Origin of the sequence: Streptomyces sp. NPDC046203, from assembly GCF_040646255.1 — a bacterium.
GTDB lineage: Bacteria > Actinomycetota > Actinomycetes > Streptomycetales > Streptomycetaceae > Streptomyces.
The window spans coordinates 144,930-170,369 of the sequence record NZ_JBEYZX010000005.1 but is presented as its reverse complement, the minus strand read 5'-3'; the positions used below and the strand labels follow the sequence as shown (position 1 = coordinate 170,369).

The window sequence follows — 25,440 nt, the reverse complement described above, 5'->3', positions numbered from 1 at the left end:
GTTTGGATCACTTGAGAACACAGGCTCGCGCGGCGGCCAAGGACCTCCTGAACGCGCTGAAGGCCCGGCCCGAGGTCCAGGCGCTCTATGTGCTGTCCTCCTCGGCCGTCACGCCCCGCAACGTCACCCGCTTCAGCACCGATTCCGACTTCGATCTCGCCCTCGTCCTCGACATTCCCCTCAAGGAGGACGAGTGGCGCCCGCGTCCGGCGGACACCTACGCGCTCGTGCGGGATCGTCTTCCGGCGTGGATCCCGGAGTTCAGCTTCCTCCTCCCCGTCCCCTGGGGGCACATGGAAGTCAACGTCCATCAGCTGCTGTTCGCGTACGAGGCGGACTCCCGCACCCTCTGGAACAGCGACAAGTGCGACGCCTACGCGAACAAGGGGGAGCCGCTGCTCGACCGCGACGGTGCGTTCGGCGCGCTGATCACCCACAAGGCGCGCCGGCTGGCGCGGTCGCTGCCGGAGGAGGCCCGGCGACTGCACAACCGGATCACGTGGGACGTACGCGAGATCCCGTTGCGCATGGCGCGGCGCGTGGGCGCGCCCACGGGCCACTTCGTCCTGTCGGCCGCGCTCGACGAGGTCGTGGACTGGATGTACGCGCGGGCGGGCCTGCTGCTGCCGAACAGGAAGTGGAAGCTGCACTCCCTCGGTGCGCTCGGCCTGATCGACAGCGTGCAGCAGACCCTGTTGACCGAGACGCAGCAGTGCGACCCGCTCTCCCTGGCCGATCTGGAACGCCGGTGCGAGGCCCTGGAGGAGTTCTGCCGCACGACCGGGATGGATCTGACCCCGGGCGCGATCGCCGCCGTCCGCAGGGCGTACCAGCAGGCCGACCGTCAGCTCCTCGGTTCCGGCGCGGCCGTCTTCACCGCCGTCCCCGCGCCCCACTTCGTCCCCACCCGCTTCGCCCCCACCCGATGTGATGATCCGCCCGCCACCCCGCACCCGCCCCGTCACCGTGCCAGTACGCTGCGTGATCAACTCGCACAGGAGGCATGATGACGATCAAGGTCCACAACACTCTGACCGGCCGCACGGAGGAGTTCCGCCCCGAGCGGGCACCCGAGGTGCGGATGTTCGTCTGCGGACCCACGGTGTACGGCCCGAGTCATGTCGGGCACGCGAAGACGTACACGCAGTTCGACTTTATCGCCCGCTACCTGGAGTCGAGCGGATTCCGGGTGACCTACCTCCAGAACATCACGGACGTGGACGACAAGATCATCCGCCGGGCGGCGGAGGAGGACGTCCCGCCGGAGGACATCGCGGCCCTGTTCGAGAAGCAGTACCGGGAGGACATGGCGGCCCTGGGCAACACCCGCGTCGACATCCACGCCCGGGCCCACGACCACATCGACGCGATCGTCGACCAGATCAAGCGGCTCATCGAACGCGGTCACGCCTACCGGCTCGACGACGGCTGGTACTTCGACCTCGCCTCGTTCCCCGCGTACGGCAAGCTCTCCGGGCGCACCGACCTGCGCCCCGAGGACTCGGTGTCACGGATCGACGACCACTCCAAGAAGCGCAACCCCGGCGACTTCGCCCTATGGAAGGGGCGCAAGGACGGCGAGCCGTTCTGGGAAACCGACTTGGGCCCGGGCCGTCCGGGGTGGCACATCGAGGACACCGCGATCACGGAGACGTTCTTCGGCCCCTCGTACGACCTGCACGGTGGCGCGGTCGATCTCATCTTCCCGCATCACGAAGCCGAGGTCGCCCAGATGGAAGCGGCGTCCGGCGTCGAGCCCTTGGCTCGTTACTGGATGCACACCGGTCTGCTCCGGGTCGACGGCGAGAAGATGTCGAAGAGCACCGGCAACTTCCTCACCATCCGCGAGGCGCTCGCCGGCACCGACTTCCGCACCCTGCGGTACGCCTTCCTCTCCCAGCACTACCGCTCCTCCATGGAGTTGAACGACTCGACGCTGGAGCAGGCGCGTGGAGCGCGCCGCCGGGTGGAGAACTTCGCCCGGGCCATCGACACCGACCACGCCGACAGTGCCGCCAACAGCGGTCGTTCGGAGTCGACTTGGCGGGACATGCGGAAGCACCTGGACGACGACTTCGACACCCCTGGTGCCCTCGCCGTCCTGTTCCGGTACATCCGCGACCAGAACAAGTCCGGGGAACCGGCCGGACCGGCCGCCCTGCGACTGCTCAAGGACGTCGACGGTCTCTTCGGGACCTTCGACTTCCCCGGTTCCCCGCAGACGGACACGGTCATCGACGACCTGGTCATGGAACGCGACCGGCTGCGCGCGGAGCGCCGGTTCGCCGAAGCCGACGCCATTCGCGACCGGCTCACGCACGAGGGCGTCACCCTGGAGGACTCGCCCGAGGGCACCCGCTGGAGGAAGGAGACGACTCCATGACGTGGCATCGCCGCTCGCCTCTTCTCCAGGAGGGGGTCGTCCCGCTCGACCTCTGCGCGGCCCTCATGGACCACGCGACGAACGAGACCCCTCGGCGACGCAGCTTCCAGGGTGTCGTCGACTCTTCATTGAGAGACAGTGCATACGTGCGGGTTCCCGTCCCCCTGGAGGAAGCGGTGCTGTCTCATTGCGCCGCCCCCATCCATGGCCACTTCGGCGTCCGCCCGCGGAGCATCCCCGGACAGCCGGCCGTGATCTACCGCTACGGAGTCGGCGTCGGGTTCGTGGCACACCACGACGAGGTCACGGAGATCGAGCGGGCGCGCGCCAGGACGAACGGGCAGCCCGTCGTGGGCGGTGACCTCACCATGGTCGTCTGGCTCAACTCACCTGACGCGTACGGCGGAGGCGAGTTGTTCTTCGAGCACCCGCCCCGGGAGTTCAAGCCTCCGTGCGGCAGCCTGGTCGCGTTCCCCGCGACCCGTGACCATGTGCACGGCGTGCGGCCGATCGTACGAGGCGAGCGCTGCACGCTCGTGATCCGCACGCATGTGGGCGACGCCTCCGGCTGACCGCGTCCGCGCGGTCTCCGCGTCTTCGCCGGTCCGGCCGGCGGAGGCGCGACTGGGGGCGTCGTCAGGAGGGGGTGGGGGACCAGGGGGCGGTGAGGAGGTCGGTGATCGGGCGGCGGGGGCGGTGCTCCGGTGGGGAGTCGGACGCCTTTCCCAGGGCGATCATGGAGACGACGAACCAGCCCGGGGCCGGGCCGAGTTCCTTGGTGAGGCCCTCCAGGTCGAAGGCGCGGAACTGGTGGGCGGACAGGCCCATCGCTTGGGCCTGGACGGTCATGTGGGCGACGCTCTGGCCGAGGTCGTAGTCCGCGAACTCCGAGTAGGCCAAGCCGCTTTCGTCCACCTGGCGGCGCGTGAGCGTGACGACGAGCAGGCCAGCGCCCGTCGCCCAGCGGGCCGAGCTGGGGGCGAGGTGGCGGACCACCCGCTCGTGGTCCGGTTCACCGGGGCGGCACGCGAAGAAGCCCCACGGCTGGGAGTTCCCGGCGGACGGCGCCCATCGCGCGGCCTCCAGCAGCAGGCCGAGGGTGCGGTCGTCGACGGTGACCGACGGATCGAACCGGTAGGGGCTGAACCGGTCCGCCAGCAAAGGGTGGAGACCGTCCGACGGTTCGTGATCGCGACGCATGTCCCGGTGCAACTCGCCGCCCCATGTGCCTATTCCGGCCACCCATCGGCCACCGGGGCGGGCGCGGCGGCCGATGGCATTGGCGGCGTGGGGGACTTGCGAAGAGATGAGACGAATCCCTTTCCGGATGCAACCATTTCGTCGAACTCGCCGACTCTTCTTGCGTGTTGGATGACGAGAGGTCAGCGAGGGGCCGGTCTCCGATCAACCGGAAGCGGGGGGGTCTCATGGCGCGGGACGAGCAGGAGAGCTCCGAGGCGACGGTGGCTGCCCTTTCTCTCTACGGGGCGTCCGCGAGGCCCGGCGATGGACGCGACACCGGTCGCAACCGCCGGCGGGGGCGGCTCGTCGCGGGCCTGGCCGCCGTCGCGCTGATCCTGGCGGGCACCGCGATCAGCGCGTGTTCGCCCGCGAATGGCAGGTCGGACGAGGAACGGGGATGGCTCCACGACGGCCGGTGGGCCGAGGGCATCACGCCCGCGTGGATGAGCGCGCACATGGGCTTCGAGATCCCGGCCACGGCCCGGGACGCCAAGGCCGCCTACCAGGTCACCTCTCGCGTCGATACCGGCCTGCTCACCTTCACGCTGACAAGGGCCGAGGCCGAGGCGTATCTCAAGAAGCATCCGACGTCCGGCAAGTGGCTGACCCCCGAGCCAGGGGACGTCGGCTCGCCCGAGCGGGACTTCACACACCTCGGAGTGCCACAGCCGGAGTCGCTCAAGCAGGATCTACGGTACGGCGGCCTCTGCCCCAGCGGCCCGAAGGACCTCACCGATCCGTACGACACCTCGGACGAGAGGTGCTCCCGCCTGTTCGCGCACGAGTACGCCCCCGATCGCACCCGCATCTACCTCCGGACCACCTTCGACCCCGGCATCCGCCCCCTCCCGAAGGGCTGACGCCCCCGAGGGGCCTGCGGCCGGGGCCGGGCGGCCGGGGGCTCTCGTAGCAGAATCCTATTTACACAGCGTGTCTTTAGGGGCACTCTGCGTGCGGTACTGTGCCCGTAAATCGGCCCCCGCGATGGCGGCAACCATCAGCGAGGGCCTCAAGCACTAGTGGAAGAGACATTCCACCGTGATGTACCGGCACTTTATCGCGCCCAAGCGCGCCTTCTCCCAGTTGGCGCACGAGATCATCCGCCATCCGCGTCTCGGTTCCGACGCTGTTCGGATCCTCACCTGGCAACTCTCCCTGCCGCCGGACACGCAGGAGAACCTGTCCCGAACGGCTGAACGGGCCCACATCGGGGGATGCGCGTTCACGCGGGCGAAGCGGCAGTTGATGGCGGAGGGCTTCCTCCACGAGCGTCGGGTCCAAGTGGGCCGCGGGCAGTGGAAGACCCAACAGCTCGTGACCAACGAACCGTTGAGCGAGGAGGCGGGGGCCGAGCTCCTCGTACAGACGCTCGCGCTCACCCTCCAGCCCGAGTCCACACCGAGTGCCGGAAATCCGGCCGTCGGTGAACCGACGGGTCGGCTCACCGACGGTCATCCAAAGAAAGACCTTGGTGAAGACACCTCCATCCATCCGCCCGAGCCCGAGCCCGAGCCCGGGTACGAGCCGGATCCCGAACCCGACCCCGGGTACGAGCCCGACCCCGGGTACGAGCCGGATCCCGAACCCGGCTCGGGTCCCGAGCCGGAGCCGGAGCCGCCTCCCAGGCCGGAGCCCGCACCCCGCCCCAACCCCCGCCCCGACCCCCGCCCCGACCCCGACCCCGACCCCGAAGTGCCTGCGGAAGCCCGCGAGTTCATCCGCTCGCTGCCCGCCCTCTCCCCCGCCCTGCGGCACATCCCGCCGGGCATGCGGAACGAACTCGCCCGCCTCACCGCCGCCTGGCTTGCGGCCGGGCACAGTGCCTCCGCCGTCCGCGACCACGTACGGCGCGGCCTGCCCAGGAACGGCACCCCCGTACACCGACCCGGCGGCCTCGTCCGCTACCTGCTGCGCGAAGTCCCGCCTCCGGCCCCTCCCGAGCCCCCACCCGCCCCCACACCCGCCGAACGGCATGTGTCAGCCCGGCTGTTGGGCACCCGGGAGTGCGCGAGCGAACGGCATGTCCAACCGATGCTGTTCCGGCCGGTCGGGGACGAGACCCTCTGTGCCCTGTGCACCTCCCACCCCGCGCCCGCCCCCGCTCCCGTCCCGGTTCCCGCCCGAGGACCCGGACGCACCCCGGGTGAGCAGCAGCGCGAGTACGGCGAGGAGCGAGCACAGCGCCATGCCCGCGAACAGCGGCACCGCCGTGTGCGCGCCGCCCAGGCCGACGAGGGGTGCGGCGATGCCGCCCAGGAGGCTCTGAAGGGTGCCGAGGACGGCCGAGCCGGTTCCGGCCGCCTGGGGAACGCGTTCGAGGGCGAGGGCCGTGGCCGTACCGAAGACCTGTCCTATGCCGAGAAACGCGAGCCCGATGAGCCCGAGCGCGGCGGCCCGGCCGAGTCGCCCCGAAAGAGTGACCAGGAGCGCCGCCGTGGTGGCGGCGAGCAGGACGGTCAGTCCGGCGCGCAGCAGCAGGCGCGGGTGGTACCGGCCGACGAGGCGGGTGCCCACGGCGCTGGAGAGGGTCGCGGTCAGGGCGCCGAGCGAGAAGGCGAGGGACGCCTGGCCCACCGTGAAACCGAGGACGTTCTGGAGCAGGAAGGCCGAGCCCGCGATGTAGCAGAACAGCGCGCCGCAGGCGAAGGAGAACGCGAGGGTGTAGCCCACGTACGCACGGTCGCCGAGCACCGCACAGGCTGCTCGCAGAGTGGAGCCGCCGCCGGGGCGGCGGCGCTCCTCGGGCAGGCTCTCGGGTACGAAGAACAGCGCGGCCAGGAACATCAGCAGCGTCGCGACCGCCAGGACCCAGAACGCGCCGCGCCAGCCGCCCGCATGGGTCACGACCGCGCCGCCGGCCAGCGGGGCCGCGATCGGGGCGATGCCGCCAAGGGTCGTCAGTACGCCGAAGAGCCGGGCCGCCACGGCGCCGGACGCGACGTCCGAGACGACGGCCCGGCCCACCACCAGCCCGGCGGCGCCGCTGAAGCCGGTCACGAAGCGCAGCACGATCAGCACCCCGAGGCTGGGGGCCATGGCGCACAGCGCGGTACCCACGGCACACACGGCGGCCCCGGCGAGGATCGGCTTGCGGCGTCCGAGGCGGTCGGAGAGCGGTCCCAGCACCAGTTGGCCGGCCGCGACACCGAACAGGAATGCGGTGAGGGTGAGTTGGACGCCGGAGGCGTCGGTTCCCAGGTCGTCGGCCATCGCGGGGAAGGCCGGGAGGTACAGGTCCGTGGCGAGCGGCATGACGAACGACAGCAGCGCCAGCGTCGCCGTGGGGAGCGCGGCGGGGCGCGGGGGCGCGCCCTCGGTGGACGGTAAGGACATCTCGTGCTCCTGCTCCCGTGAGTGAGGTTGGGGTGTGGATTGAGGTGTGGGCGTGGGGCATGGGGCATGGGGCGAGGGCGTGCACTCTCAACTCCCTATAGCTATATAACTATATGGAGATGGCGAACGAGACTACGATCACCGCATGGACGCGAGCAAGGCACCGGATGAAGCGGCGGGACGCGCGGCAGCGGGAGACCCCGCGCTCCTGCGCGAGGCGAGGGAACTGACACCCGCCCTGTACGCGCTCGGGCGCGCCTTCCGGTCGCTCGGGGTCACCGAGGCCGGGCTGCCGCCACTGCCGCCGTCCGACCTCGAAGTGCTCCGCCAGGTACTCGAATCCCCCGGCATCGGCGTCGGCACGCTGGCCCAGGAACTGGGACTGCACGCGAGCAACGTCAGCACCACCGTGCGCGGACTCGTGGGCCAGGGACTCGTCCGCCGCGAACCGGACCCGCGCGACCGCCGCGCGGTCCGGCTCTTCCCGACCATGGGGGCGACGCAAGGCATGGCGCTGATCGAGCAGGCGTGGGCCGAGATCTTCGCCGACTCGCTGGCCGCGCTCCCCCCGGACCAACGCGCCGCCCTCGCCTCGGCCACCCCCGCGCTGCGCGCGCTGTCCACGGCCCTCAGGGCCGGGCGCACCGCCGCACGTCCCGCGTAGAAGCGCCGCAGCGCCCGGACGGTCGGCCGTCCGGGCGCTGCGGTGTTCGGTGTTCGGGGTACGGGATACGGGATACGGGGAGTCAGTACGCGCGAGAGTCGGTACGCGGAGGAAGCGGCGGCCGGGTCAGGCCGTGCAGCCGAGCGCCTTCTTCACCTTCGACGCGAAGTCCAGGGTGTAGTTCTTGATGTACGCGCGGCGTTCGCCGGCGTCGCCCGCGGGCTTCACGGACGCGTCCACGAACACGACGAGATGATCGGCGTCGGGAGCGGCGCCGGGAGCGGCACAACCCGTACCGACCATGGCACTGGAATCCCCCAGCGCCCCAAGGCCCTTGAACGGAAGACCGTCCATCTTTTCCCGGTTGGTGAAGCGGAACTCATCCTGCTTGGCCATCGGATCGTAGAGCTTGTCGACCTTCTCGACGGACAGATAGAGAAGCACCTCCCCGTCCACGCTGATCTGACACTTCCCCCAAGTCTTGGCGCCCTTGGGAGCGATCACGGAGCCGCCGGTGGTCTCCAGCTTGTCGCCGTCGACGAGGAAGGGGTCCAACAGCTTCTGGTCGACGCCGACCCCGCACAACTCCTTGGGGACCTCGTAGCCCCGGTCGATCCCGCACCCCGCCAGAGACACGGCGAGGCACACCGTGAGAGCCGCGCCCGACGCGCGGCGAAGCGATGCGTTCATCACTGGTCGCCCGACACCCCTTCGGCCTTCTTGTTGCCGTCGTTGGCCGCGCCCTCGATCTGCGAGTAGACGCCGTGGTTCTTGGAGTAGCCCTCGTGCCTCGGGTCCTCGGCCCAGTCGGTGTTCTCCTTGTACCAGAGGTCCGCGAGGCCCCTCAGTTCCCCGCTGCGGTTCTGGTACGTCTTGGTGTGGTCGTCGGTGGCCGCCTTGTTGATCCGGCCCTGCTCGTCCTCCAGTTGCGCGGAGGTGATCACGTCCACCCCACGCTGCAGGGTGTCGCCCCAGGGGCCGCCCGCCGCGTTCAGGACACCACCCACGACGTGGTACTTCCACGCCTTCTTCCACGAGGCGTCGGTGAGGTCGCCGTCCTTCTCGTCGTTCCTGGCCTGGTAGCGGGCCTCCTCCAGGAAGCCGACCGAGCGCCCGGCGCGGTCCAGGCTGTCCTCGGGGTGATCCTTCTCCGTGAGGATGTCGGTCACGAGCGTCTGATGCATGCCTTCGGTGAGGATCTGGTAGTCCTCCCTGTTGCGCGAGATCTGCTTGCTGACCTCCATGAGCTCGCCGGCTTCCTTCTGGTGCCCCACCGGGTCGCTCATCACCTCGTGGGCCCAGTCGCCGTGGTTGCCGATGGCGTACGCCATGCTGTCGCGCATCTCCGACGGGAAGTCGTTGCCGGTGCTCGCCAGGATGCCCAGGGAGTTCTTGAAGACCTCACGCTGCTCCGGCGAGTGCTCCGGGAACACGCCCTTCGTCTCCGGGTCGGAGACCCCCGACACCGCCGCGAACAGGGCCTTGCCGGTCGCGTCCAGCCCCTCGTTGGGGCCCTTGTCCAGCGGCGAGTCGTCGAAGTACCCGTGCCCGCCACGGCCCTTGAGCACCCACTCCGCGTTGTCCTGCGGATCCTTCGAGCCGAAGAACGCCGTCGACGCGTCCGGGCTGTTGGTGAGGGCCATCATGAAGCCCGACATGGGGTCGCGCCCGAACTCCTTGCCGTCGAAGTTCGTCATCGCCTGGTTGTTCCAGAAGTACTCCGGGTGCTTCATCTTCTTTTCCTCGGCCACCAGGTTGTCGCCGTAACGCGCGAGGAACTGGTCGTCGTAGTCACCCGTGCGCATCAGGCTGCTCATGAGCTGGTACCCGTAGATCTCGCCCATGTGGCCGGTCTTGTACCGCTGCCCCGCCGCGGCCAGCATGTCGTCCTCCCACTTGCGCATGGCGGGACTGTCGGACTGGGTGGCACCGCCGAGGACGTAGCCGAGGTTCTTCTGGAAGTCGCCGAGCGAGTCGAACTGCGTACGGGTCAGGTCGTTGGTGGTGTCCGGGCTCGACAGGTCCGCCCAGAACTCCAGCATTTTCTTCGGACCGACCTCGGTGGCGAACCGCTCCTGGAACAGCGGGTCGTCCTTGTACGAGGCGAGCAGCCCGTTCAGCTTCTGGAACTCCTCGGGCGACATCGTGTCGCCCTTCTCCTTGATGAGCTTGGCCGCTTCGTCGGCCTTGCGCATCGCCTCGACCGCGGAATCGCGGTCGCCGTACTTCGCCCCCGAGAAACCGGTCTGCGCCTGGTCGACGATGGCGCGCAGGACGGCGGCGGCCGTCGAGTCGCTCTCCGTGGCCCGGTCCAGGATGACCTTCACGTCGTCCCGGAGCTGCTCGGCGTCCTGGGTGGAGTGGTCCGGTACGTCGTAGCCTGCGGCGGCACGGTCCGGGTGGACCATCATCGTGACGGTGAAGCCGCCGGGAATCCGGGCCACCGTGAGGTTCTTCGCGCGACCGCGCTCCAGGGCCTGGTCGAGCTGCTGCTTGTAGCTCACCAACTCGCCGTGGGTGTCGTGGAGGATGTCGTAGATGGTCTTGGCCTCGGTGTGCGCGTCGGTGAACTCGTGCGCCGTCTTGGTGATGAACTCACGGGAGACCTGGGCGTTCACACCGGTCCATTTGGCCTTGTCGGCCTTGGCCTTCATGTCCTCGCGCGCGTCCTTGTCCAGCGACTCCAGGTTGGTCACCACGGTCTGCCAGGCGGTGACGGCGGCGGCGAGCTGGGCGAAGTCGCCGTTGCGCAACGTGTCGATGTCCATCAGCGCTGCGTCCTCTCGGTGAAGCCGGCGTCCAGGGTCGCGATGCTGCTGACGGTGCCGTAGATGTAGTGCTCGTCGCCGGCGTGCGCGCCCTGCGTGAAGTCCATGTGGTTGGAGACGTGCGCGCACGCGTCGAGCAGCGTCTTGAGCTGCGCCTCCCAGCGCTCCTGCACATGGTCGAGCGCGTCACCCAGGGCGAACCCCTGGGTCCGCAGACTCTGCGCGGCGGTCTGGCTGGCGGACCAGGCGTCACGGCCCTGCTTGCCCAGACGGTCGAAGAGACGGAACGCCGCGTCGCCCACGGCGGCGAGGTCCTGCTGGTCGACCGTCAGGTCGCCGCCGGGCGGCGGTCCGCTCGGGCCGTCACTGTCGGGCACACGGTTCAACTGCATCGCCGTGCTTCCCTTTTGGGCGGCATTCTCCTTGAGTTGATTCCACTCGTCCCAGGCCATCGGACCCCTTCCCCCGTGGTTGCGCCACTTCACCGTTCCGGACAGAAGCCGTCGATTTTCAGCCCGGCATTCGAACCCTAGACCGTAGTGCCGAAGTTGATCTCGTTCGACAGTCGCGTAGAAAGAATGACGAAGCTGTGACAGGACGTTGATCTTCGCCCCGGGTTCCCGGTGGCCAGGGCAACCCGACGGCCAGACGACGTTACGACTCCGGCCGCGCCGGCGGCGCGTCGCGGAAGCGGCGGCGGTCGCGCGTCTCCGGCGGGGCGTCGGCGAGCGGGACGACGGTGCCGTCGCGGCCCGCGACCACGGGCTTGGTGGAGCGGGCGGCCTTCGCCTGGTACTGGGCCGCGTCGGCGAGACGGAAGAGACGGCGGGCGGACTTCAGCGGGCCGATCGGGTCACCGGTGGACGCGACCCCGCAGGCGACGCCCTCACCGAGCTCCAACTCGGCCGCCCGTACGCACAGTTCCTCGGCGACCGCGACCACCTCGTCCGCGCCGGGACCGACGGTCAGCAGACAGAACTCGTCACCGCCGAGCCGGGCGGCGAGGGCGCCGGGCAGCATGGCGCCGCAGCGGGAGAGTACGGAGCCGAAGCGTTCCAGCAGGCGGTCGCCGGCCGCGTGCCCGTGGGTGTCGTTGACGCTCTTCAGGCCGTTCAGATCGCAGACCATCAGGCTCACCACGGAACCGTCGGCCCGGTAGCGCTCGATGGCCTCGTCGAGCCGGGTGTCGACGGCGCGCCGGTTGGCGAGGCCGGTCAGCGGGTCGGTGAAGGCGAGCTTGCGGACCTCCGCAAGCCGCTCGGCCTGGGCGATCCCGGCCGCGACGACCGCCGCGAGGACGGTCGCGAACTCGGCGTCGTCCCGGTCGAAGGGCGGCACGCCGGCCGGCCTGGCCACGTACAGCTCGCCCCAGGCCCTGCCGTGCAGCACCACCGGCGCGACCACGCAACTGCCGCGCCCGCGCCGCCGCAGGCCGGCGACCCGGGCGGTCGGCACCCGGTCGTCGGCCGTCTCGACCCAGGCGTCCGGCGCCCCGCCACCCGCCCACTGCTCGTGCAGGAACTCGGTGATCTCCGGGAAGTGATGCACGGGATACGTCTCGGAGTCCGGGAACTCCTCCTCGCCCGGCGCCCGCGCCCCCGCGTTCACCAGGACCTTCAGCCGGCCCCTGTCCCGCTGCCAGACGGACAGCGCGGCGAAGTCGCCGCCCAGCGCGTCGCACGCGCCCTGCGCGCCGGCCAGCCAGAACTCGCGCGGAGTGTGCGCCGCCGACATCCCCTGTGCCAGCGCCACGACGGCCCGGAGTCGCACGTCCTCACCCATTCCTCCAGCTTAGGGACGTTTGATTCGTTTTCCCTTCCGGGACGTCACGAAAAGTCACACCGGAGGGGAGACGGCACCCCCGGGCGGGCGCTCAAGCCGGGCCCCGCCCGCGCCGATGCCCATTCCGGCGCTCCCGCCGAAGGGAGGCGACTCCCCCAGGTCGCCCAGGCTCCGGGCCCGGGACCCCGGGGCCCGGGCCCTCGGACCTCCGACGCCAGCCGACTCACGCCCCACCGCCCCACCGCCCCACCGCCCCACCGAGAGGTGCATCCATGAAGCGGACCCTGCTCGCGGTGACCGCCGCCGCCGCTCTCGCCGCCTTCGCGTTCCCGTCCACCGACCTCACGGCCGCCGCCCAGGACTGCCTCCCGGGCTCGCCGCCCACCCACGTCGGCGAGCCCCGCACCTGTCTGTGGGACGGCGGGAGCGCCGGCAGCGGCTATCCGGACGAGGAGACCTGCGCGCCCGCCGCCGAGCGGTACGCCGAGCAGGACGAGGAGCACGACTACCAGTGCGAGGACGTCTTCGGCAACGGCAGCTGGTGGGTCGTGCGGTACTGACCGGCGGACGGGCGGCGGCAACGGCAACGGCCGGAACGTCACCACCCGCCGGCCGTGCGCCGGTCATATGCCAGTCATCAACCGATCAGAGACCGCTCAAGCACAGATCAAACGCCCATCGGACGCCGATCGGACCCCGCTCAAACACCGGGCCACTGCGGCTTCCGCTTCTCGTTGAACGCCGCCACACCCTCCGCCCGGTCCCCGGAGAAGGCCACCGACCGCCAGGCCGCGTCCTCGACCTCCAGGCCCGCCCGCAGGTCCAGGCCCTGGCCGAGGCGCATGGCCTTCTTCGCGGCCCGCAGGCCCACCGGCGAGTTGCCCGCGATCCGCCCGGCCAGCTCCAGGGCGGCCTCGCGCGCGTCCTCGGCCAGCACGTCCACCAGGCCCAGCTCGCGCGCCTCGGCGGCCTCCACCCGGCGGGCCGTGAAGACCAGCTCGGCGGCGCGGGCCGCGCCCACCCGGCGCGGCAGCAGCTGCGTACCGCCGCCGCCGGGGATCACGCCCACCGACACCTCGGGCAGCCCGACGACGGTGCTCGCGTCGGCCACGATCACGTCGCAGGACAGCGCCAGCTCGTACCCGCCGCCGAGGGCGAAGCCGTGCACGGCGGCCACGGTCGGCATGGGCAGTTCCAGGACGCCGGTGTACGCGGCGCGGGCGACGGGCCGCTGCCGGACCAGGTCGGCGTCGGTGAAGGAGTTGCGCTCCTTCAGGTCGGCGCCGACGCAGAAGGCCCGGTCGTTCGAGGAGGTCAGCACGGTGACCCGGACGTTCGGGTCGGCGGCGAGCGCGGCGCAGGCGGCGCCGATGGAGCGGGCCATCTCCGAGGAGACGGCGTTCATCGCCTTCGGCCGGTCCAGGACCAGCTCGGCGACGTGGCCGTCGCCGTCCCGCCGTACCGCGACGAACTCGCCGAAGCGCACCTCACTCGGCCGCCCCGACTGCTCCGACTGCTCCGACCGCCCCGACTGCCCCAGCTCTTCCGCCATGACCGCACGCCCTCCCAGCCCAGCTCAGCCCTGTTAACGGTTGTTAACGGATCTTCACCGGAGATCTTAGGTCGGGCGGCGGCTCAGCAGCCAGGGCTCCACGACCCCGAGTCCGCGCACGGGGCGCTGCCACATCGGCCGGAGCGCGAAGCGGTACGAGGGAACGGGTCCGCCCTCCTTCTCGGCGCGCGCGGCCTCCTCCGCCGCCCGCGTCTCGGAGACGGGGGCGTCGCCGGTGCGGGTCAGCTCCTCGGCGAGGGCGCTGTCGACGAGCACGGCGTCCTTCGGGGCTATCGAGGTGAGCCGGCTGGCCAGGTTCACCGTCGTACCGAAGACATCGCCCATCCGGGTCGTGACCGTGCCGAACGCGATGCCGACGCGCAGCGCGGGCATCGTCTCGTCGTGGCCGAGGGTCTCGATGAGCCGCAGCCCGATCTCGGCGGCGGTGCCCGCGTCGTCGGCGCAGTAGAGGACCTCGTCGCCGAGGGTCTTGATGAGCCGGCCGCCGTGCGCGGCGACCAGGTCGGCGCAGGTGGTCTCGAAGGCCTCGACCAGCTCGCCGAGCTCCTCCTCCTCCAGGCGGCGGGTGAGCCGGGTGAAGCCGACGAGGTCCGCGAAGCCGACCGCGAGCCGGCGGTCGACCATCTCCTCGTCGTCGGCGGCCTGCACGACCCGGCCGGTGGCGGCGGCGAGCTGGCGCCGCCATACGTAGATCAGGAACTCCTCCAGCTCGGGCAGGAGCAGTTCGACCAGGGGATACGTGACCTCGGTGCGGGTCATCCCGGGCTCGGGCGGCTCGGTCAGCCCCTCCAGGAAGGAATCGATCTGCCATTCGGCCAGCCGGGCGGTGGTCTGGCCGGTGGAGCGGGCGACCTGGATGGCCATCGGCTCGCTGAGCAGCCCGGCCTCGACCAGACCGGCGAGCCGGCGCAGCGCGAGGACGTCGGCCTCGGTGAGCGCCTTGGCCTGGCCGATGTCGGCGAAGCCCATGGCGCGCCAGAAACGGGAGGCCAGCTCCATGGAGACGCCGGCGGTACGGGCGGCCTGGAAGGGCGTGTAGCGGCGGTCGGCGCCGAGGATGAGCTGTTCGAGGCGGATGGCGAGGGGGTCGTCGGTCGGCTCCGCCGTGTGGTCGACGACATGGTGCGGTGTGGGGTAGGCCGGTGGGCCCGGTGGACCGGCTGGTTCCGTCCCGCCGCCGTTGTTCGCGTCGTCGACGGTCACCGGCCGCCTCCTGCCCGTTCCCTGCCCACTGTCCTGCCGTTCTGTCGCGTGCGTCGCGCCGCGTGCAGCACGCTGCCGCGAATCGACCCCACGATACGACAGGTGTGGGCTGGCTCACGCGGGAACCGGTCGCGCACCGCACGGAAGAGGCAGGTATGGCGCCACGCACGCGTGGGCGCCGGGGACGCCGTCCGGGCACGTGAACCTGGCATATGCCGCAGTGCGCCGCCGCTCAGGCGGTCGTACGCCGTACGCACGCGTGGAGCTGGGAAAGCTTTGGCCACGGCCCTCCCCGGACCCGGTCCGCGGGGCGGTCGCGCCGGGTCCGGGGCCCGGCCCGCCGGGCCCACCCGCCCCACCCGCCCCGCTCGCTCAGCCCACCACCCGCAGGTGCCGGTCCACCACCCGCAGGTGTCAGCTCAGCGCCAGGCAGGTCGGTCCACCACCCGCAGGTGTCAGCCCACCGCCCGCAGGTGCACGATGTCGCCCGCCGCGACGGCCTCCGTCCCGCCGCCCTCCGTCTCCACGACGATCCGCCCGTCCGCGTCGACCGCCACCGCGTCGCCCTCCAGCATCCGCTCGCCGGGCAGCTGCACCCGCACCCGGCGGCCGAGGGTCGCGCACTTCTCCGTGTACGCCGCCTGGAGTCCGGACGCGACGGGGTCGCCGCCGGACCGCTGCCACGCGTCGTACCAGGTCTCCAGCGAGCGCAGGACGGACCGCAGCAGGGTGTCGCGGTCGGTGGAGACGGCGTTGCCGAGGAGCAGGGATCCGGCGGTGGGGACGGGCAGCTCGTCGGCGCGCAGGCTCACATTGAGGCCGAAACCGACCACCACGCCGTGGCCGCCGGCACCCTCGGCGAGGATGCCGCCCGTCTTGCGTTCCTCGCCGTCGACGCGCACGAGCACGTCGTTGGGCCACTTGAGGGACAGGTCGACGCCGGCGGCGCGGCCGAGGCCGGTGGCGACGGCCACGCCGGTGAGCAGTGGCAGCCAGCCCCAGCGGGGCATCGGCACCTCGGGCTTGAGCAGGACGGAGACGAAGAGCCCGGAGCGGGGCGGGGCGGTCCAGCCCCGGTCGAGCCGGCCGCGCGCGGCGGTCTGCGCCTCGGCGACGAGCACCGCGCCCTCGGGGAGTTCGCCGGCGCGGGCGACCAGGTCGCTGTTGGTGGAGCCGGTGGACTCGACCACGTCGAGCGAGGTCCACAGACCGCCGCCGGGCAGGACGAGGCCGCGGCGCAGGGCGGTGGGGTTGAGCGGGGGGCGTTCGAGGTCGGACCAGCGTCCGGCGGAGTCGTGGGAGGTCGTCATGCAAGTCAGCGTAGGTGTGGCAAACGCCGCACTGCCGAACCGTAAAGGCGCCGATACGCTACGGGGCAGTAGCCCAGCAGTAGTCCATTCGAAGTCACTTCACCGTTTTCGCGGGGTTTCTTCGTTGGTTTCCGGACTTTTTTCCCACTCCGTTCCAGCAGCAGTCCACGTAGTCCACGTACCCCCGTGACCAGGCAGGGAGCCGCATCCCGATGTCCGAGCCGGCAGAGCAGCACGAGATCGACATTCACACGACCGCGGGCAAGATCGCGGACTTGCAGCGCCGGACCGGCGAGGCCACGCACGCGGGTTCCGCGCGCGCCGTGGAAAAGCAGCACGCGAAAGGGAAGCTGACGGCGCGCGAGCGCATCGCGCTGCTTCTCGACGAGGGTTCCTTCGTCGAACTGGACGAGCTGGCCCGGCACCGTTCGACCAACTTCGGTCTGGAGAAGAACCAGCCGTACGGCGACGGTGTCGTCACCGGCTACGGCACCGTCGACGGCCGTCCCGTCGCCGTCTTCTCCCAGGACTTCACGGTCTTCGGCGGCGCCCTCGGCGAGGTCTTCGGCCAGAAGATCATCAAGGTGATGGACTTCGCGCTGAAGACCGGCTGCCCGGTCATCGGCATCAACGACTCCGGCGGCGCGCGGATCCAGGAGGGCGTCAGCGCCCTCGGCATGTACGGCGAGATCTTCCGCCGCAACACCCATGCCTCCGGGGTCATCCCGCAGATCTCGCTGGTCGTCGGCCCCTGCGCGGGCGGCGCGGTCTACTCGCCCGCGATCACCGACTTCACGGTGATGGTCGACCAGACCTCGCACATGTTCATCACCGGTCCCGACGTCATCAAGACGGTGACCGGCGAGGACGTCGGCTTCGAGGAGCTGGGCGGCGCCCGTACGCACAACACCACCTCCGGCGTGGCGCACCACATGGCGGGCGACGAGAAGGACGCGATCGAGTACGTCAAATCCCTTCTCTCGTACCTGCCTTCGAACAACCTTTCCGAGCCGCCCGCCTTCCCCGAGACCGCCGAGACCGAGGCGACGGACGAGGACCGCGAGCTGGACACGCTGATCCCGGACTCCGCGAACCAGCCGTACGACATGCACACCGTCATCGAGCACGTGCTCGACGACGGCGAATTCCTGGAGACCCAGGCCCTGTTCGCGCCGAACATCCTCACCGGCTTCGGCCGGGTCGAGGGCTTCCCGGTGGGCGTGGTCGCCAACCAGCCGATGCAGTTCGCCGGTTGCCTCGACATCGACGCGAGCGAGAAGGCCGCGCGGTTCGTGCGCACCTGCGACGCGTTCAACATCCCGGTGCTCACCTTCGTCGATGTCCCCGGCTTCCTGCCGGGCGTGGACCAGGAGTACGGCGGCATCATCCGGCGCGGCGCGAAGCTGATCTACGCGTACGCCGAGGCGACGGTCCCGCTGATCACCGTCATCACCCGCAAGGCCTTCGGCGGCGCGTACGACGTCATGGGCTCCAAGCACCTGGGTGCCGACCTCAACCTGGCCTGGCCCACCGCGCAGATCGCCGTCATGGGCGCGCAGGGCGCGGTCAACATCCTGCACCGGCGCACGCTCGCCGAGGCGGAGACGAACGGCGAGGATGTCGAGGCGGTGCGCACCCGGCTGATCCAGGAGTACGAGGACGCCCTGCTCAACCCGTACATCGCGGCCGAGCGCGGCTACATCGACGGGGTGATCATGCCGTCCGACACCCGCGTCCAGATCGTCAAGGGCCTGCGTCAGCTGCGCACGAAGCGGGAATCCCTTCCCCCGAAGAAGCACGGCAACATCCCGCTGTAGTCCGCGCCCTACCCGCTCGGACTTCCGCTCCACCCCTGCTCCAACCCCGCTCCATTCCCGCTCAAGCCCTGACCTTCGGGAGGGACAGCACGATGATCAAGGTGGTACGAGGCAACCCGACGCCGGAGGAGCTGGCCGCCGCACTGGCGGTGGTCCAGGCCCGGGCCGCGGCCACGGCGGCGGCAGCCGCCGCGGACGGCGGCCCGAAGGGACCCGAGGGCTGGTCGGACCCGGCACGCATCGCCGCGGGCGTACGGCACCGGCCGGGCCCGCGCACCTGGGCGCGGTCCTACTGGCCCGCCTGACGAAGCCGCATCCGTGATTCGGAGGGCCGGACCCCGCCCGGGGTCCGGCCCTCCGTCGTTCCCGACCCTCGCCCTCTTGGAGGCTGAAATCTCCCTGGAATCACGGGAGTTACGGGCGTACTCTCGCGGCTCCGGGGCAGCCGTCACGCCCCCCGGAGCATCGTGTCCGGCCGGACGGGCCGACGAGCCGCGGAGGTCGTGTGAGGGTCACCCTGGAGGTCACCGGGCCCGAGGGAGCGGCGGCCGACGATGCCGCGCTCGATCTGCGGGAGTGGCTGCGCGGCGACCCCGAACTGCGGCCCCGGATCGAGCCCGTGCGGGCCGCCGAGCCGGAGCCGGGCGCGATGGGCGCGCTCGGCGAGCTGGTGGCGCTGCTGCTCCAGCCGGGCGGGCTCACGGTGACGCTGGCCGCCGGGGTGGTGGCCTGGCTGCGGACCCGGCGGGGCACCCAGACCGTGACGATCACCCGGCCGGACGGGACACAGATCACCGTCGCCTCGGAAGGGGTGCGCGGGCTGACCTACGAGGCCGGCGGGGAACTGGCGCAACGGCTGGCGCGGGCCTTGGAGGCGCCGCCTCAGGAGACGCGGGAGGCGCAGGGGCCCCCGGAGCCGCAGGAATCTCGGGAACCCCACGACGTGAACGCGCCCGGGGAGCCGGCCCCCGGGCAGCCCGCCGCCGGGCCGGACGGAGGCTGACCCGTGCCCGAGCCGTGGGGGGATCTCGCCGGAGCGGACTGTCACGCCGTCGTGGTCGGCACCGGGCGGCAGGGCGCGGGCGAGGCGGCCTCCCGGCTCGCGGACCTGCCCAGCGCCGCGTCCACCGCCCGCGCCCTCGCCCGGGTGCTGCGCGAACGGTGCGGCATGGCGGACCGGGTGACCGAGGTCGTCGACCCCGAGGGCCCGGCGGAGGTGCTGACCGCCGTACGGGCCGCGGTCGAACGGGCCGGGGGCGGCACGGTGCTGTTCTTCTTCAGCGGCCACGGACTGCTCGGCCCGCGCGGACGGCTGTATCTGGCCACGGCGGGCACCGCCCGCGCGGACGACACGATCTCCGCCGTCCCGTACACCGAGGTCCGCGATCTCCTGGGCGACGCGGCGGCGAGCGCCGTCGTCGTCCTCGACTGCTGCTTCTCGGGCCGGGCCGCCACCGTACCGAGCGACGCCCACCGCGACCCGTACGCCACCGCCCGACCTCCCGGCAGCTTCCTGCTCGCCTCGTCGACGGGCTACTCCGCCTCCTTCGCGCCCGCCGGCGAGCCGTACACCCTCTTCGGCGGCGAGTTGATCAGCCTCCTGGAGGAGGGCGATCCGAGCGGACCGCCGTGGCTCACCCTGCTCGACGTCTACCGGCTGCTCGACCGGCGCTTCCAGGGCGGTCCGGCGCGCCCGTACGCCGACGGGGTGGGCCTGGCGGCCGATCTGGTGCTCACCCGCAACGCCGGGTACCTCGCCGCCACCGCCGCCTCGGGGACGGAGGGCGCGGAGGAGGCGGAGGGCACGGAGGGGGCGACCGGGGGGCCGTGCCCGTACCCCGGCATGCTGCCGTTCCTGCCGGAGCAGCACCCGCTCTTCTTCGGCCGGGAAGAGCTGACCGCCCGACTCCTCGACCAGGTGGAGAACGGCGACGAGCCCGTCGTCCTGGTCGGCGCTTCCGGCGCGGGCAAGTCGTCGCTGTTGCGGGCCGGGCTCGTGGCGGGCCTCCAAGAACGCGGCGCGGGCCGGGTCCTGCTGCTGCCGGGGCCGGGCGCGCGGCCGTTCCGCGCCCTGGCCGATCTGTGGGCGCGGGCGGTGGGGCGGCCGTTCGCGGAGGTCGAACAGGAGCTGGGGGCAGGCCGGTTCACGGGCTCGGGACCCGAGGTGCTGGTCGTCGACCAGCTGGAGGAGATCTTCACTGACTGCGACGACCCCGAGGAGCGCGAACTCTTCATCCGGGCCGTCTCCGGTGCCCGCCGCCCGGACGGCGCGCCCCGCCTGGTCCTTGGCCTGCGGGCCGACTTCTACGGCCCGTGCCTGCGCGATCCCCGGCTCGCGCGGATCGTACGGGAGGGTCAGTTCACCGTCCCCGCGATGTCCGACGACGAATTGCGCGCCGTCATCGAACAGCCCGCCGCCCACGCGGGCCTGCGCCTGGAGACCGGCCTCGCGGACCATCTGCTGCACGAGCTGCGCCGGGAGACGGTGGCCGAACGGGACACGGTGGCCCTGCCGTTCCTCGCCCACGCCCTCCAGCAGACCTGGGCGCGGCGGCGCGGCACCCTGCTGACCTTCGCCGGGTACGAGGCGTCCGGCGGCATCCGGGGTTCGGTGGCCCGGGTCGCGGACGAGCTGTACGACGCCCTCGACGAGCCGGGGCGGGCGCGCTTACGTGAACTCGTCCTGCGCATGGTGACGTTGGTGGACACGGAAGGCCGCGCGGCCCGCCGCCGCCTCCCGATCCCGGAGCCCGAGCCTGCTCCCGACACCTTCCCCGAGCCCGACTCCGAGCCGGACGCGCGCACCGCACCGGATCCCGTCGCTCTCACCGACCGCGCGCTCCTCGGTCGGCTCGCCGATGCCCGGCTGGTCGTCCTCGACCGGGGCGAGGCCCAGTTGTGCCACGACTCGCTGCTCTACGGGTGGCCCCGGCTGCGCGAGTGGATCCGCGACGACCGGGTCCGGCTCCACATCCTGCGCCGCCTGGGTGACGCGGCCGACTCCTGGACCGAGGCGGGCCGGCAGAACAGCGGCCTGTACGGCGGCGAGCAACTCGCCACGTCACGCACCCTGTTACTGGACCCCGAGGCCCCGGCCACCCGACTCCGGCCGGTGGAACGGGAGTTCCTCCAAGCGAGCCGTCGCGTCGAGCGCCGCAAGCGTTCCGTCTTCCTGGGCGCCTTCACCCTCGTCACCGCCCTGGCGGTCCTCGCCACACTCCTCGGCTTCCGCGCGAACAGCGCCCGGCAGGACGCCCAGTCCCGCGAGACGGTCGCCGTCGCGAACGAACTGGCCACCCAGGCCGACATCATGCGCGAGCGCGACCCACAGACGGCGCTGCGGCTCAGCCTGGCCGCGTACCGTACCGCCGACACCACCCGGACCCGCTCCAGCCTCTACAGCGCGTACACCACCGTCACACCGACGAACCTTCCGAGCGACATGCACGAGCCGGTGCTCAACGTCGCGTACGGAACAGCCGGCGCACTCCTCGCGTCCAGCCAGAGAGGCGGCGCGATCCGGCTGTGGGACGTCTCCCGGCCGAACGCTCCGAAGCGCGTCGCGAAGCTCGACCTCAAAGGCTCGGCACCGATCGCCTTCCATCCCCGCCTCCCGCTCCTCGCCGCGCTGAGCCCCGCCAAGCTGATGCTGTGGAACGTCTCCGACCCCACCCGCCCGAGCATGGCCGCCGCCGTCTCGCTCCCGGAGAACCGGTCGTTCAGCCTCGCCTTCAGCCCCGACGGACGGACGCTCGCGGCGGGCGGCGAAAGCGGCCGGTTACGCCTGTGGGACGTGTCCGAACCGTCCCGGCCACGCCCGCTGTTCGACCGTACGCTCGGCCACGCCACGCTCTGGGCCGTGGAGTTCAACCGCGACGGACGGTTCCTGGCCACGGGCAGCGGCACCGACCCGGACGACGAGGGCACGGGGCCGACCGCCGAGGTCAGGCTGTGGGACGTCCACGACCCGGCGGGACCCACCGGTCCGGTCGAGCTGGCCCGCGCCGCCGCCCACTCCGTCCTCGCACTGGCGTTCCACCCGAAGCGGGACCTGCTGATCGCGACCGGCGGCGCGGGTGCCATGGCCTGGTGGACGGTCGAGCGCGACGGCCGCCGGCTCGCCCCGGTCCCGGGAGACCCGGCCGACAAGCGGTGGAGCGGCGGCACCCTGCCCTCCCTGAGCTTCCGCCCGGACGGCAAGCTGCTCGCGGCGGCCCGCAGCAGCGTCGGGAGGGATGCCTGGATCCGGGCGGTCGCCGAGCGGGACGGGCCGGAACTGTGGTCCCAGGACGCCGAGCGCGCCTCCGTGCAGGGCCAGGACCCCTCCCAGGCCGTGGCCTACAGCCCCGACGGCAGCCGTCTCGCGGTGGGCGACACCGCCGGCACCGTGCGGCTGTGGCCCGAGCAGCCGCCCGCGTTCGGCCTGCGAGGGCTCGTGGCATTCGGTGAGCCAGGGGCCAAGCCGTACACACCCGACGGCCGCTTCGTCCTCACCAACGAGGCCCTCCGCAGCCCCCAAGCAGGCTCCGTGGCCCGTATATGGGATCTGAGCGCGGTGGACACCGCCCGCGGGAAAGGGCCGGCCCTGCGTTTCACCGTGCCCCGACCCTGGGAGGCGAAGTACTTCCTGCCCGGCCGGGACCGGCCGATGCTGCTCGCGCACCGCTGGGTCGAGAGCAGCCGGGACCACTTCTTCCGGGTGTGGGATCTCGGCGGCACCGGACCACCGGTGCCCGGCGCCGAGATCCGGGTCCAAGCCCCGGAGAACGTCCGGACCGCCGTGTCCCGTGACGGGAAACTGCTGATCACCGGAAACTCCACAGCCCCGGAGACCGGGGTCTGGGACCTGCGCGACCCGCTGCGGCCGAAGCGGCGCGCGACGATCACGACCATGCCGTCCTCCAACTACCAGAGCCTGTTCTTCATGGGCCCGACCACGCTCGCGACCATGGAGGACGACGCCTTCGGCCTGCCCGTCAATCTGCGGCTGTGGGACCTCACGGACCCGGCACGGCCGAACCGCCTGCCCACACCCCTGCGGAACGTGGCCGATGGTCAGCTGCTCTACCTCCCCGCCCTGCGGCTGCTGTTCACGGATCTCGGCGGCCAGAACGCCGAGATATGGGACATGAAAGACATACGCCGGCCGCGCCACCTCGGGGAGCTCCCTTCGGCGCCGGGCGGCTACACCCCGGTCAGCGACCGCCTCATGGCCACCATGTTCCGGGACGGCACCGTCCAGCTCTGGGACATCCAAAAACCCCGGGAGCCTCTCCACACGATGCGGTTCGACCGCCCGATCGACACCGTCGTGCCGGATCCCGACGCGAAGCGGGTCCTGACCTCGTCCCCGTACCGCGTCTGGGACGTCGCCGAGGACGGCACCTGGAAGACGCCCGCGATCGCCGAGCTGGACGTAGGCGACGCTTGGCTGCTGCCCGGGGAGATCCCGTACCTGCTCGTGGCACCGGACACGAGTCTCTTCTCCCGCCACGCGGCATACACCTACCTCCTCGACCGCGACCCGTCGAAGATCTACGACCGGCTGTGCGCCACCCACCCGCTGAGCGTGGACGACAAACAGTGGAAGGCACTCTTCCCGCACCTGGAACCCCACCCCTCCTGTCCGGATAGCGGTGCGCACCCCTAAGGGTGACGGTCCGAAGGATGGGGTCCGCTTGAGTACCCGTACTCAGGCGCGCACGGGCCCTTCGGCCCCAGGATCGAAGGCATGCTCTGGTCCGACCCCGAGAACGAGCCGCCCAAGGAACTCCGCGACATGATCGCGGCGCTGCGGCGGGCCGGTGTGCTGATCGCGGTCACGATCGTGGTGGCCATGTTCGTGGTCGCCGCGCGCTAGTGCTGCGACCGGAAAGGTTCACCGGCTCGCGACGCCCGGCACGGCACCTCGCCGCGTTGTCGCATCACCCAAGTACATCCAGTACGAGGGCGATCCTCCGCCTTGCGATCCGCCCCCTCGGCCCTTGCGGGCCTGGGGGGACCCCCTGCACCGGACGCCGCGAGCCACCCGGCAAACCTTTCCGGTCACAGCACTAGCCGCACCGCACCTCGCGGGGCGCGTACCGCTGCGGTGATCGCTAGGCTTTCGGCATGACTGCTGATCGCCGCCGCCTCGTGCTCGCCTCCGCCTCCCCCGCCCGGCTCGGACTGCTCCGGCAGGCCGGGCTCGCGCCGGAGGTGATCGTCAGCGGTGTCGACGAGAGCAAGACGCACGCGCCGACCCCGGCCGAGCTGGCCCTCGCGCTCGCCGAGGCCAAGGCCGCCCATGTCGCCGCCCTGCCCGAGGCGAGCGGGGCGCTGGTGATCGGCTGCGACTCGGTCCTGGAGCTGGACGGGCAGGCGCTCGGCAAGCCGGCCGACGCCGCCGAGGCCACCGCCCGCTGGACGGCGATGCGCGGCCGGGTCGGCATCCTCCAGACGGGCCACTGTGTGTACGACACCGAGGCCAAGCGCTACGAGTCGGCCACCGCCTCCACCCTCGTCCGCTTCGGCGAGCCGACCGACGCCGAGATCGCCGCGTACGTGGCGAGCGGCGAACCGCTGCACGTGGCGGGCGCGTTCACGCTGGACGGGCGTTCGGCGCCGTTCATCGACGGCATCGACGGCGACCCGGGCAATGTCATCGGTCTGTCCCTGCCGCTGCTGCGCAGGCTGCTCGGCAAGCTGGACGTGTCGATCACCGACCTCTGGGCCTGAGGCCCCGGCCGCCGCCGCCCGAGGCGCACCCCCACCCGCCACAAGGACCCCGCCCGCCTCACACAGCGGCCGGCGCCCCGGCCGCCCCATCCGCCCCGGCCGCCCCTGTCGCCCCTGCCGCTCCTGCCGACTCGGGCGGCGCCTCGGGTCCCGGCCGCGCTTCGCCTCCCGGCCGCCCCGCCGTCTCCCCGTACGCCACCAGCGTGAGCACGATCAGGCCGACCACCAGCATCAGGAAGGTGAAGGACGGCCAGCCGAGCAGCCCGACCGCGACCGCGCCGAGCAGCCCGTGCACCACGGCGCAGCCGATGAGCAGGGCGCGGCCGGCGCGGCCCGGGCGGCGGTCGCGGATCGCGGCGATCAGGGGGACCAGGCCGCAGAGCAGCAGCAGCGCGCCGGAGCCGAGGCCGAGGGCCCAGGTGCCGGTGTACATGAGGTCCGGGTCGAGGCCGCCCAGGGACATCGACTGGCCCTTGACGATGCGGGCCATGACGGCGTTGATCGTCACGATGCCGGGAGCTTCGAGGAAGAGCACCACCGCCGTGGCGAGGGCTATCGGTCTGCGGGCCACCTCGGCCACCCCCTGAATCTCTGGATCCCTGGATCCCTGAATCGCTGAGTCACTGAATCGCTGATCGCCGCGTTCCC

General features: G+C 71.6%; 22 protein-coding genes. 12 read left to right on the top strand and 10 right to left on the bottom strand.

What is annotated here, in order from left to right:
- Positions 1-11: 11 nt before the first annotated feature.
- From ABZ990_RS06405 to ABZ990_RS06395, 3 genes are read left to right on the top strand one after another with little or no spacing between them, the layout of a single operon-like run.
- Entirely contained in the window at positions 12-1,007 is a 996-nt protein-coding gene (locus tag ABZ990_RS06405; RefSeq protein ID WP_361226164.1) for a hypothetical protein, read from the top strand.
- Positions 1,004-2,383 (top strand): cysteine--tRNA ligase, encoded by a 1,380-nt coding sequence (gene cysS, locus ABZ990_RS06400; RefSeq protein ID WP_361226161.1) that lies wholly within the window; start codon positions 1,004-1,006, stop codon positions 2,381-2,383. The genes ABZ990_RS06405 and cysS overlap by 4 nt, the downstream gene beginning before the upstream one ends.
- Entirely contained in the window at positions 2,380-2,955 is a 576-nt protein-coding gene (locus ABZ990_RS06395) for a 2OG-Fe(II) oxygenase (protein ID WP_361226158.1), read from the top strand. Before cysS ends, ABZ990_RS06395 begins: the two co-directional genes overlap by 4 nt.
- 64 nt (positions 2,956-3,019) lie before the next feature.
- Here the strand turns inward: ABZ990_RS06395 and ABZ990_RS06390 are convergent, their stop codons facing one another.
- The gene (locus ABZ990_RS06390; protein ID WP_361226155.1) at positions 3,020-3,583 is read right to left on the bottom strand and encodes a nitroreductase family protein; all 564 of its coding nucleotides are present in this window, start codon (positions 3,581-3,583) and stop codon (positions 3,020-3,022) included.
- 227 nt (positions 3,584-3,810) lie between these two features.
- Here ABZ990_RS06390 and ABZ990_RS06385 point away from each other — a divergent pair, with 227 nt between their 5' ends.
- Positions 3,811-4,485, top strand: a complete 675-nt coding sequence (locus ABZ990_RS06385; protein WP_361226153.1) for a hypothetical protein — start codon at positions 3,811-3,813, stop codon at positions 4,483-4,485.
- A 1,117-nt stretch (positions 4,486-5,602) separates the two neighbouring features.
- Here the strand turns inward: ABZ990_RS06385 and ABZ990_RS06380 are convergent.
- Complete coding sequence (locus tag ABZ990_RS06380; protein ID WP_361226150.1) at positions 5,603-6,958, bottom strand: multidrug effflux MFS transporter; 1,356 nt, start codon at positions 6,956-6,958, stop codon at positions 5,603-5,605.
- 145 nt (positions 6,959-7,103) lie between these two features.
- Between ABZ990_RS06380 and ABZ990_RS06375 the strand changes: the two genes are divergently transcribed.
- Positions 7,104-7,622 carry a MarR family transcriptional regulator gene (locus ABZ990_RS06375; protein ID WP_361226147.1) on the top strand — a complete coding sequence of 173 codons (519 nt, stop codon included), beginning with the start codon at positions 7,104-7,106 and terminating at the stop codon, positions 7,620-7,622.
- Positions 7,623-7,748: 126 nt separating this feature from the next.
- On the opposite strand, the gene ABZ990_RS06370 is transcribed toward ABZ990_RS06375, so the two are convergent.
- The 4 genes from ABZ990_RS06370 to ABZ990_RS06355 form a co-directional block, all read right to left on the bottom strand.
- The gene (locus tag ABZ990_RS06370; protein ID WP_361226144.1) at positions 7,749-8,312 is read right to left on the bottom strand and encodes a hypothetical protein; all 564 of its coding nucleotides are present in this window, start codon (positions 8,310-8,312) and stop codon (positions 7,749-7,751) included.
- Positions 8,312-10,390 (bottom strand): DUF6571 family protein, encoded by a 2,079-nt coding sequence (locus ABZ990_RS06365; RefSeq protein ID WP_361226141.1) that lies wholly within the window; start codon positions 10,388-10,390, stop codon positions 8,312-8,314. Before ABZ990_RS06365 ends, ABZ990_RS06370 begins: the two co-directional genes overlap by 1 nt.
- A complete protein-coding gene (locus ABZ990_RS06360) occupies positions 10,390-10,842 on the bottom strand; it encodes a hypothetical protein (RefSeq protein ID WP_361226138.1) in 453 nt (150 codons plus the stop codon). Before ABZ990_RS06360 ends, ABZ990_RS06365 begins: the two co-directional genes overlap by 1 nt.
- Before the next feature lie 202 nt (positions 10,843-11,044).
- The gene (locus ABZ990_RS06355; RefSeq protein WP_361226135.1) at positions 11,045-12,172 is read right to left on the bottom strand and encodes a sensor domain-containing diguanylate cyclase; all 1,128 of its coding nucleotides are present in this window, start codon (positions 12,170-12,172) and stop codon (positions 11,045-11,047) included.
- Between the two features lie 272 nt (positions 12,173-12,444).
- Between ABZ990_RS06355 and ABZ990_RS06350 the strand changes: the two genes are divergently transcribed.
- On the top strand, positions 12,445-12,732 hold the full coding sequence (locus ABZ990_RS06350) for a hypothetical protein (protein WP_361226132.1): 288 nt from the start codon (positions 12,445-12,447) through the stop codon (positions 12,730-12,732).
- Between the two features lie 140 nt (positions 12,733-12,872).
- Here ABZ990_RS06350 and ABZ990_RS06345 read toward each other — a convergent pair whose 3' ends face one another.
- The 3 genes from ABZ990_RS06345 to ABZ990_RS06335 all read right to left on the bottom strand — a co-directional run bounded on the left by ABZ990_RS06345 (position 12,873) and on the right by ABZ990_RS06335 (position 16,258).
- On the bottom strand, positions 12,873-13,724 hold the full coding sequence (locus tag ABZ990_RS06345) for an enoyl-CoA hydratase-related protein (RefSeq protein WP_361226130.1): 852 nt from the start codon (positions 13,722-13,724) through the stop codon (positions 12,873-12,875).
- Between the two features lie 66 nt (positions 13,725-13,790).
- Positions 13,791-14,948 carry an adenylate/guanylate cyclase domain-containing protein gene (locus ABZ990_RS06340; protein WP_361226127.1) on the bottom strand — a complete coding sequence of 386 codons (1,158 nt, stop codon included), beginning with the start codon at positions 14,946-14,948 and terminating at the stop codon, positions 13,791-13,793.
- A 455-nt stretch (positions 14,949-15,403) separates the two neighbouring features.
- Complete coding sequence (locus ABZ990_RS06335; RefSeq protein ID WP_361226124.1) at positions 15,404-16,258, bottom strand: biotin--[acetyl-CoA-carboxylase] ligase; 855 nt, start codon at positions 16,256-16,258, stop codon at positions 15,404-15,406.
- Positions 16,259-16,470: 212 nt separating this feature from the next.
- Between ABZ990_RS06335 and ABZ990_RS06330 the strand changes: the two genes are divergently transcribed.
- The 6 genes from ABZ990_RS06330 (at position 16,471) to ABZ990_RS06305 (ending at position 24,792) form a co-directional block, all read left to right on the top strand.
- Positions 16,471-18,075 carry an acyl-CoA carboxylase subunit beta gene (locus tag ABZ990_RS06330; protein WP_361226121.1) on the top strand — a complete coding sequence of 535 codons (1,605 nt, stop codon included), beginning with the start codon at positions 16,471-16,473 and terminating at the stop codon, positions 18,073-18,075.
- 92 nt (positions 18,076-18,167) lie between these two features.
- Entirely contained in the window at positions 18,168-18,380 is a 213-nt protein-coding gene (locus tag ABZ990_RS06325; protein ID WP_361226119.1) for an acyl-CoA carboxylase epsilon subunit, read from the top strand.
- Between the two features lie 200 nt (positions 18,381-18,580).
- The gene (locus ABZ990_RS06320; protein WP_361226116.1) at positions 18,581-19,078 is read left to right on the top strand and encodes a hypothetical protein; all 498 of its coding nucleotides are present in this window, start codon (positions 18,581-18,583) and stop codon (positions 19,076-19,078) included.
- 3 nt (positions 19,079-19,081) lie between these two features.
- Positions 19,082-23,725, top strand: a complete 4,644-nt coding sequence (locus ABZ990_RS06315) for a caspase family protein (protein ID WP_361226113.1) — start codon at positions 19,082-19,084, stop codon at positions 23,723-23,725.
- Between the two features lie 81 nt (positions 23,726-23,806).
- Positions 23,807-23,935, top strand: a complete 129-nt coding sequence (locus ABZ990_RS06310; protein ID WP_361226110.1) for a hypothetical protein — start codon at positions 23,807-23,809, stop codon at positions 23,933-23,935.
- 251 nt (positions 23,936-24,186) lie between these two features.
- Complete coding sequence (locus ABZ990_RS06305; protein ID WP_361226107.1) at positions 24,187-24,792, top strand: nucleoside triphosphate pyrophosphatase; 606 nt, start codon at positions 24,187-24,189, stop codon at positions 24,790-24,792.
- Positions 24,793-24,850: 58 nt separating this feature from the next.
- Here the strand turns inward: ABZ990_RS06305 and ABZ990_RS06300 are convergent, their stop codons facing one another.
- Positions 24,851-25,372, bottom strand: coding sequence for a hypothetical protein (locus ABZ990_RS06300; protein ID WP_361226104.1), 522 nt, complete (start codon positions 25,370-25,372; stop codon positions 24,851-24,853).
- Between the last annotated feature and the right edge of the window lie 68 nt (positions 25,373-25,440).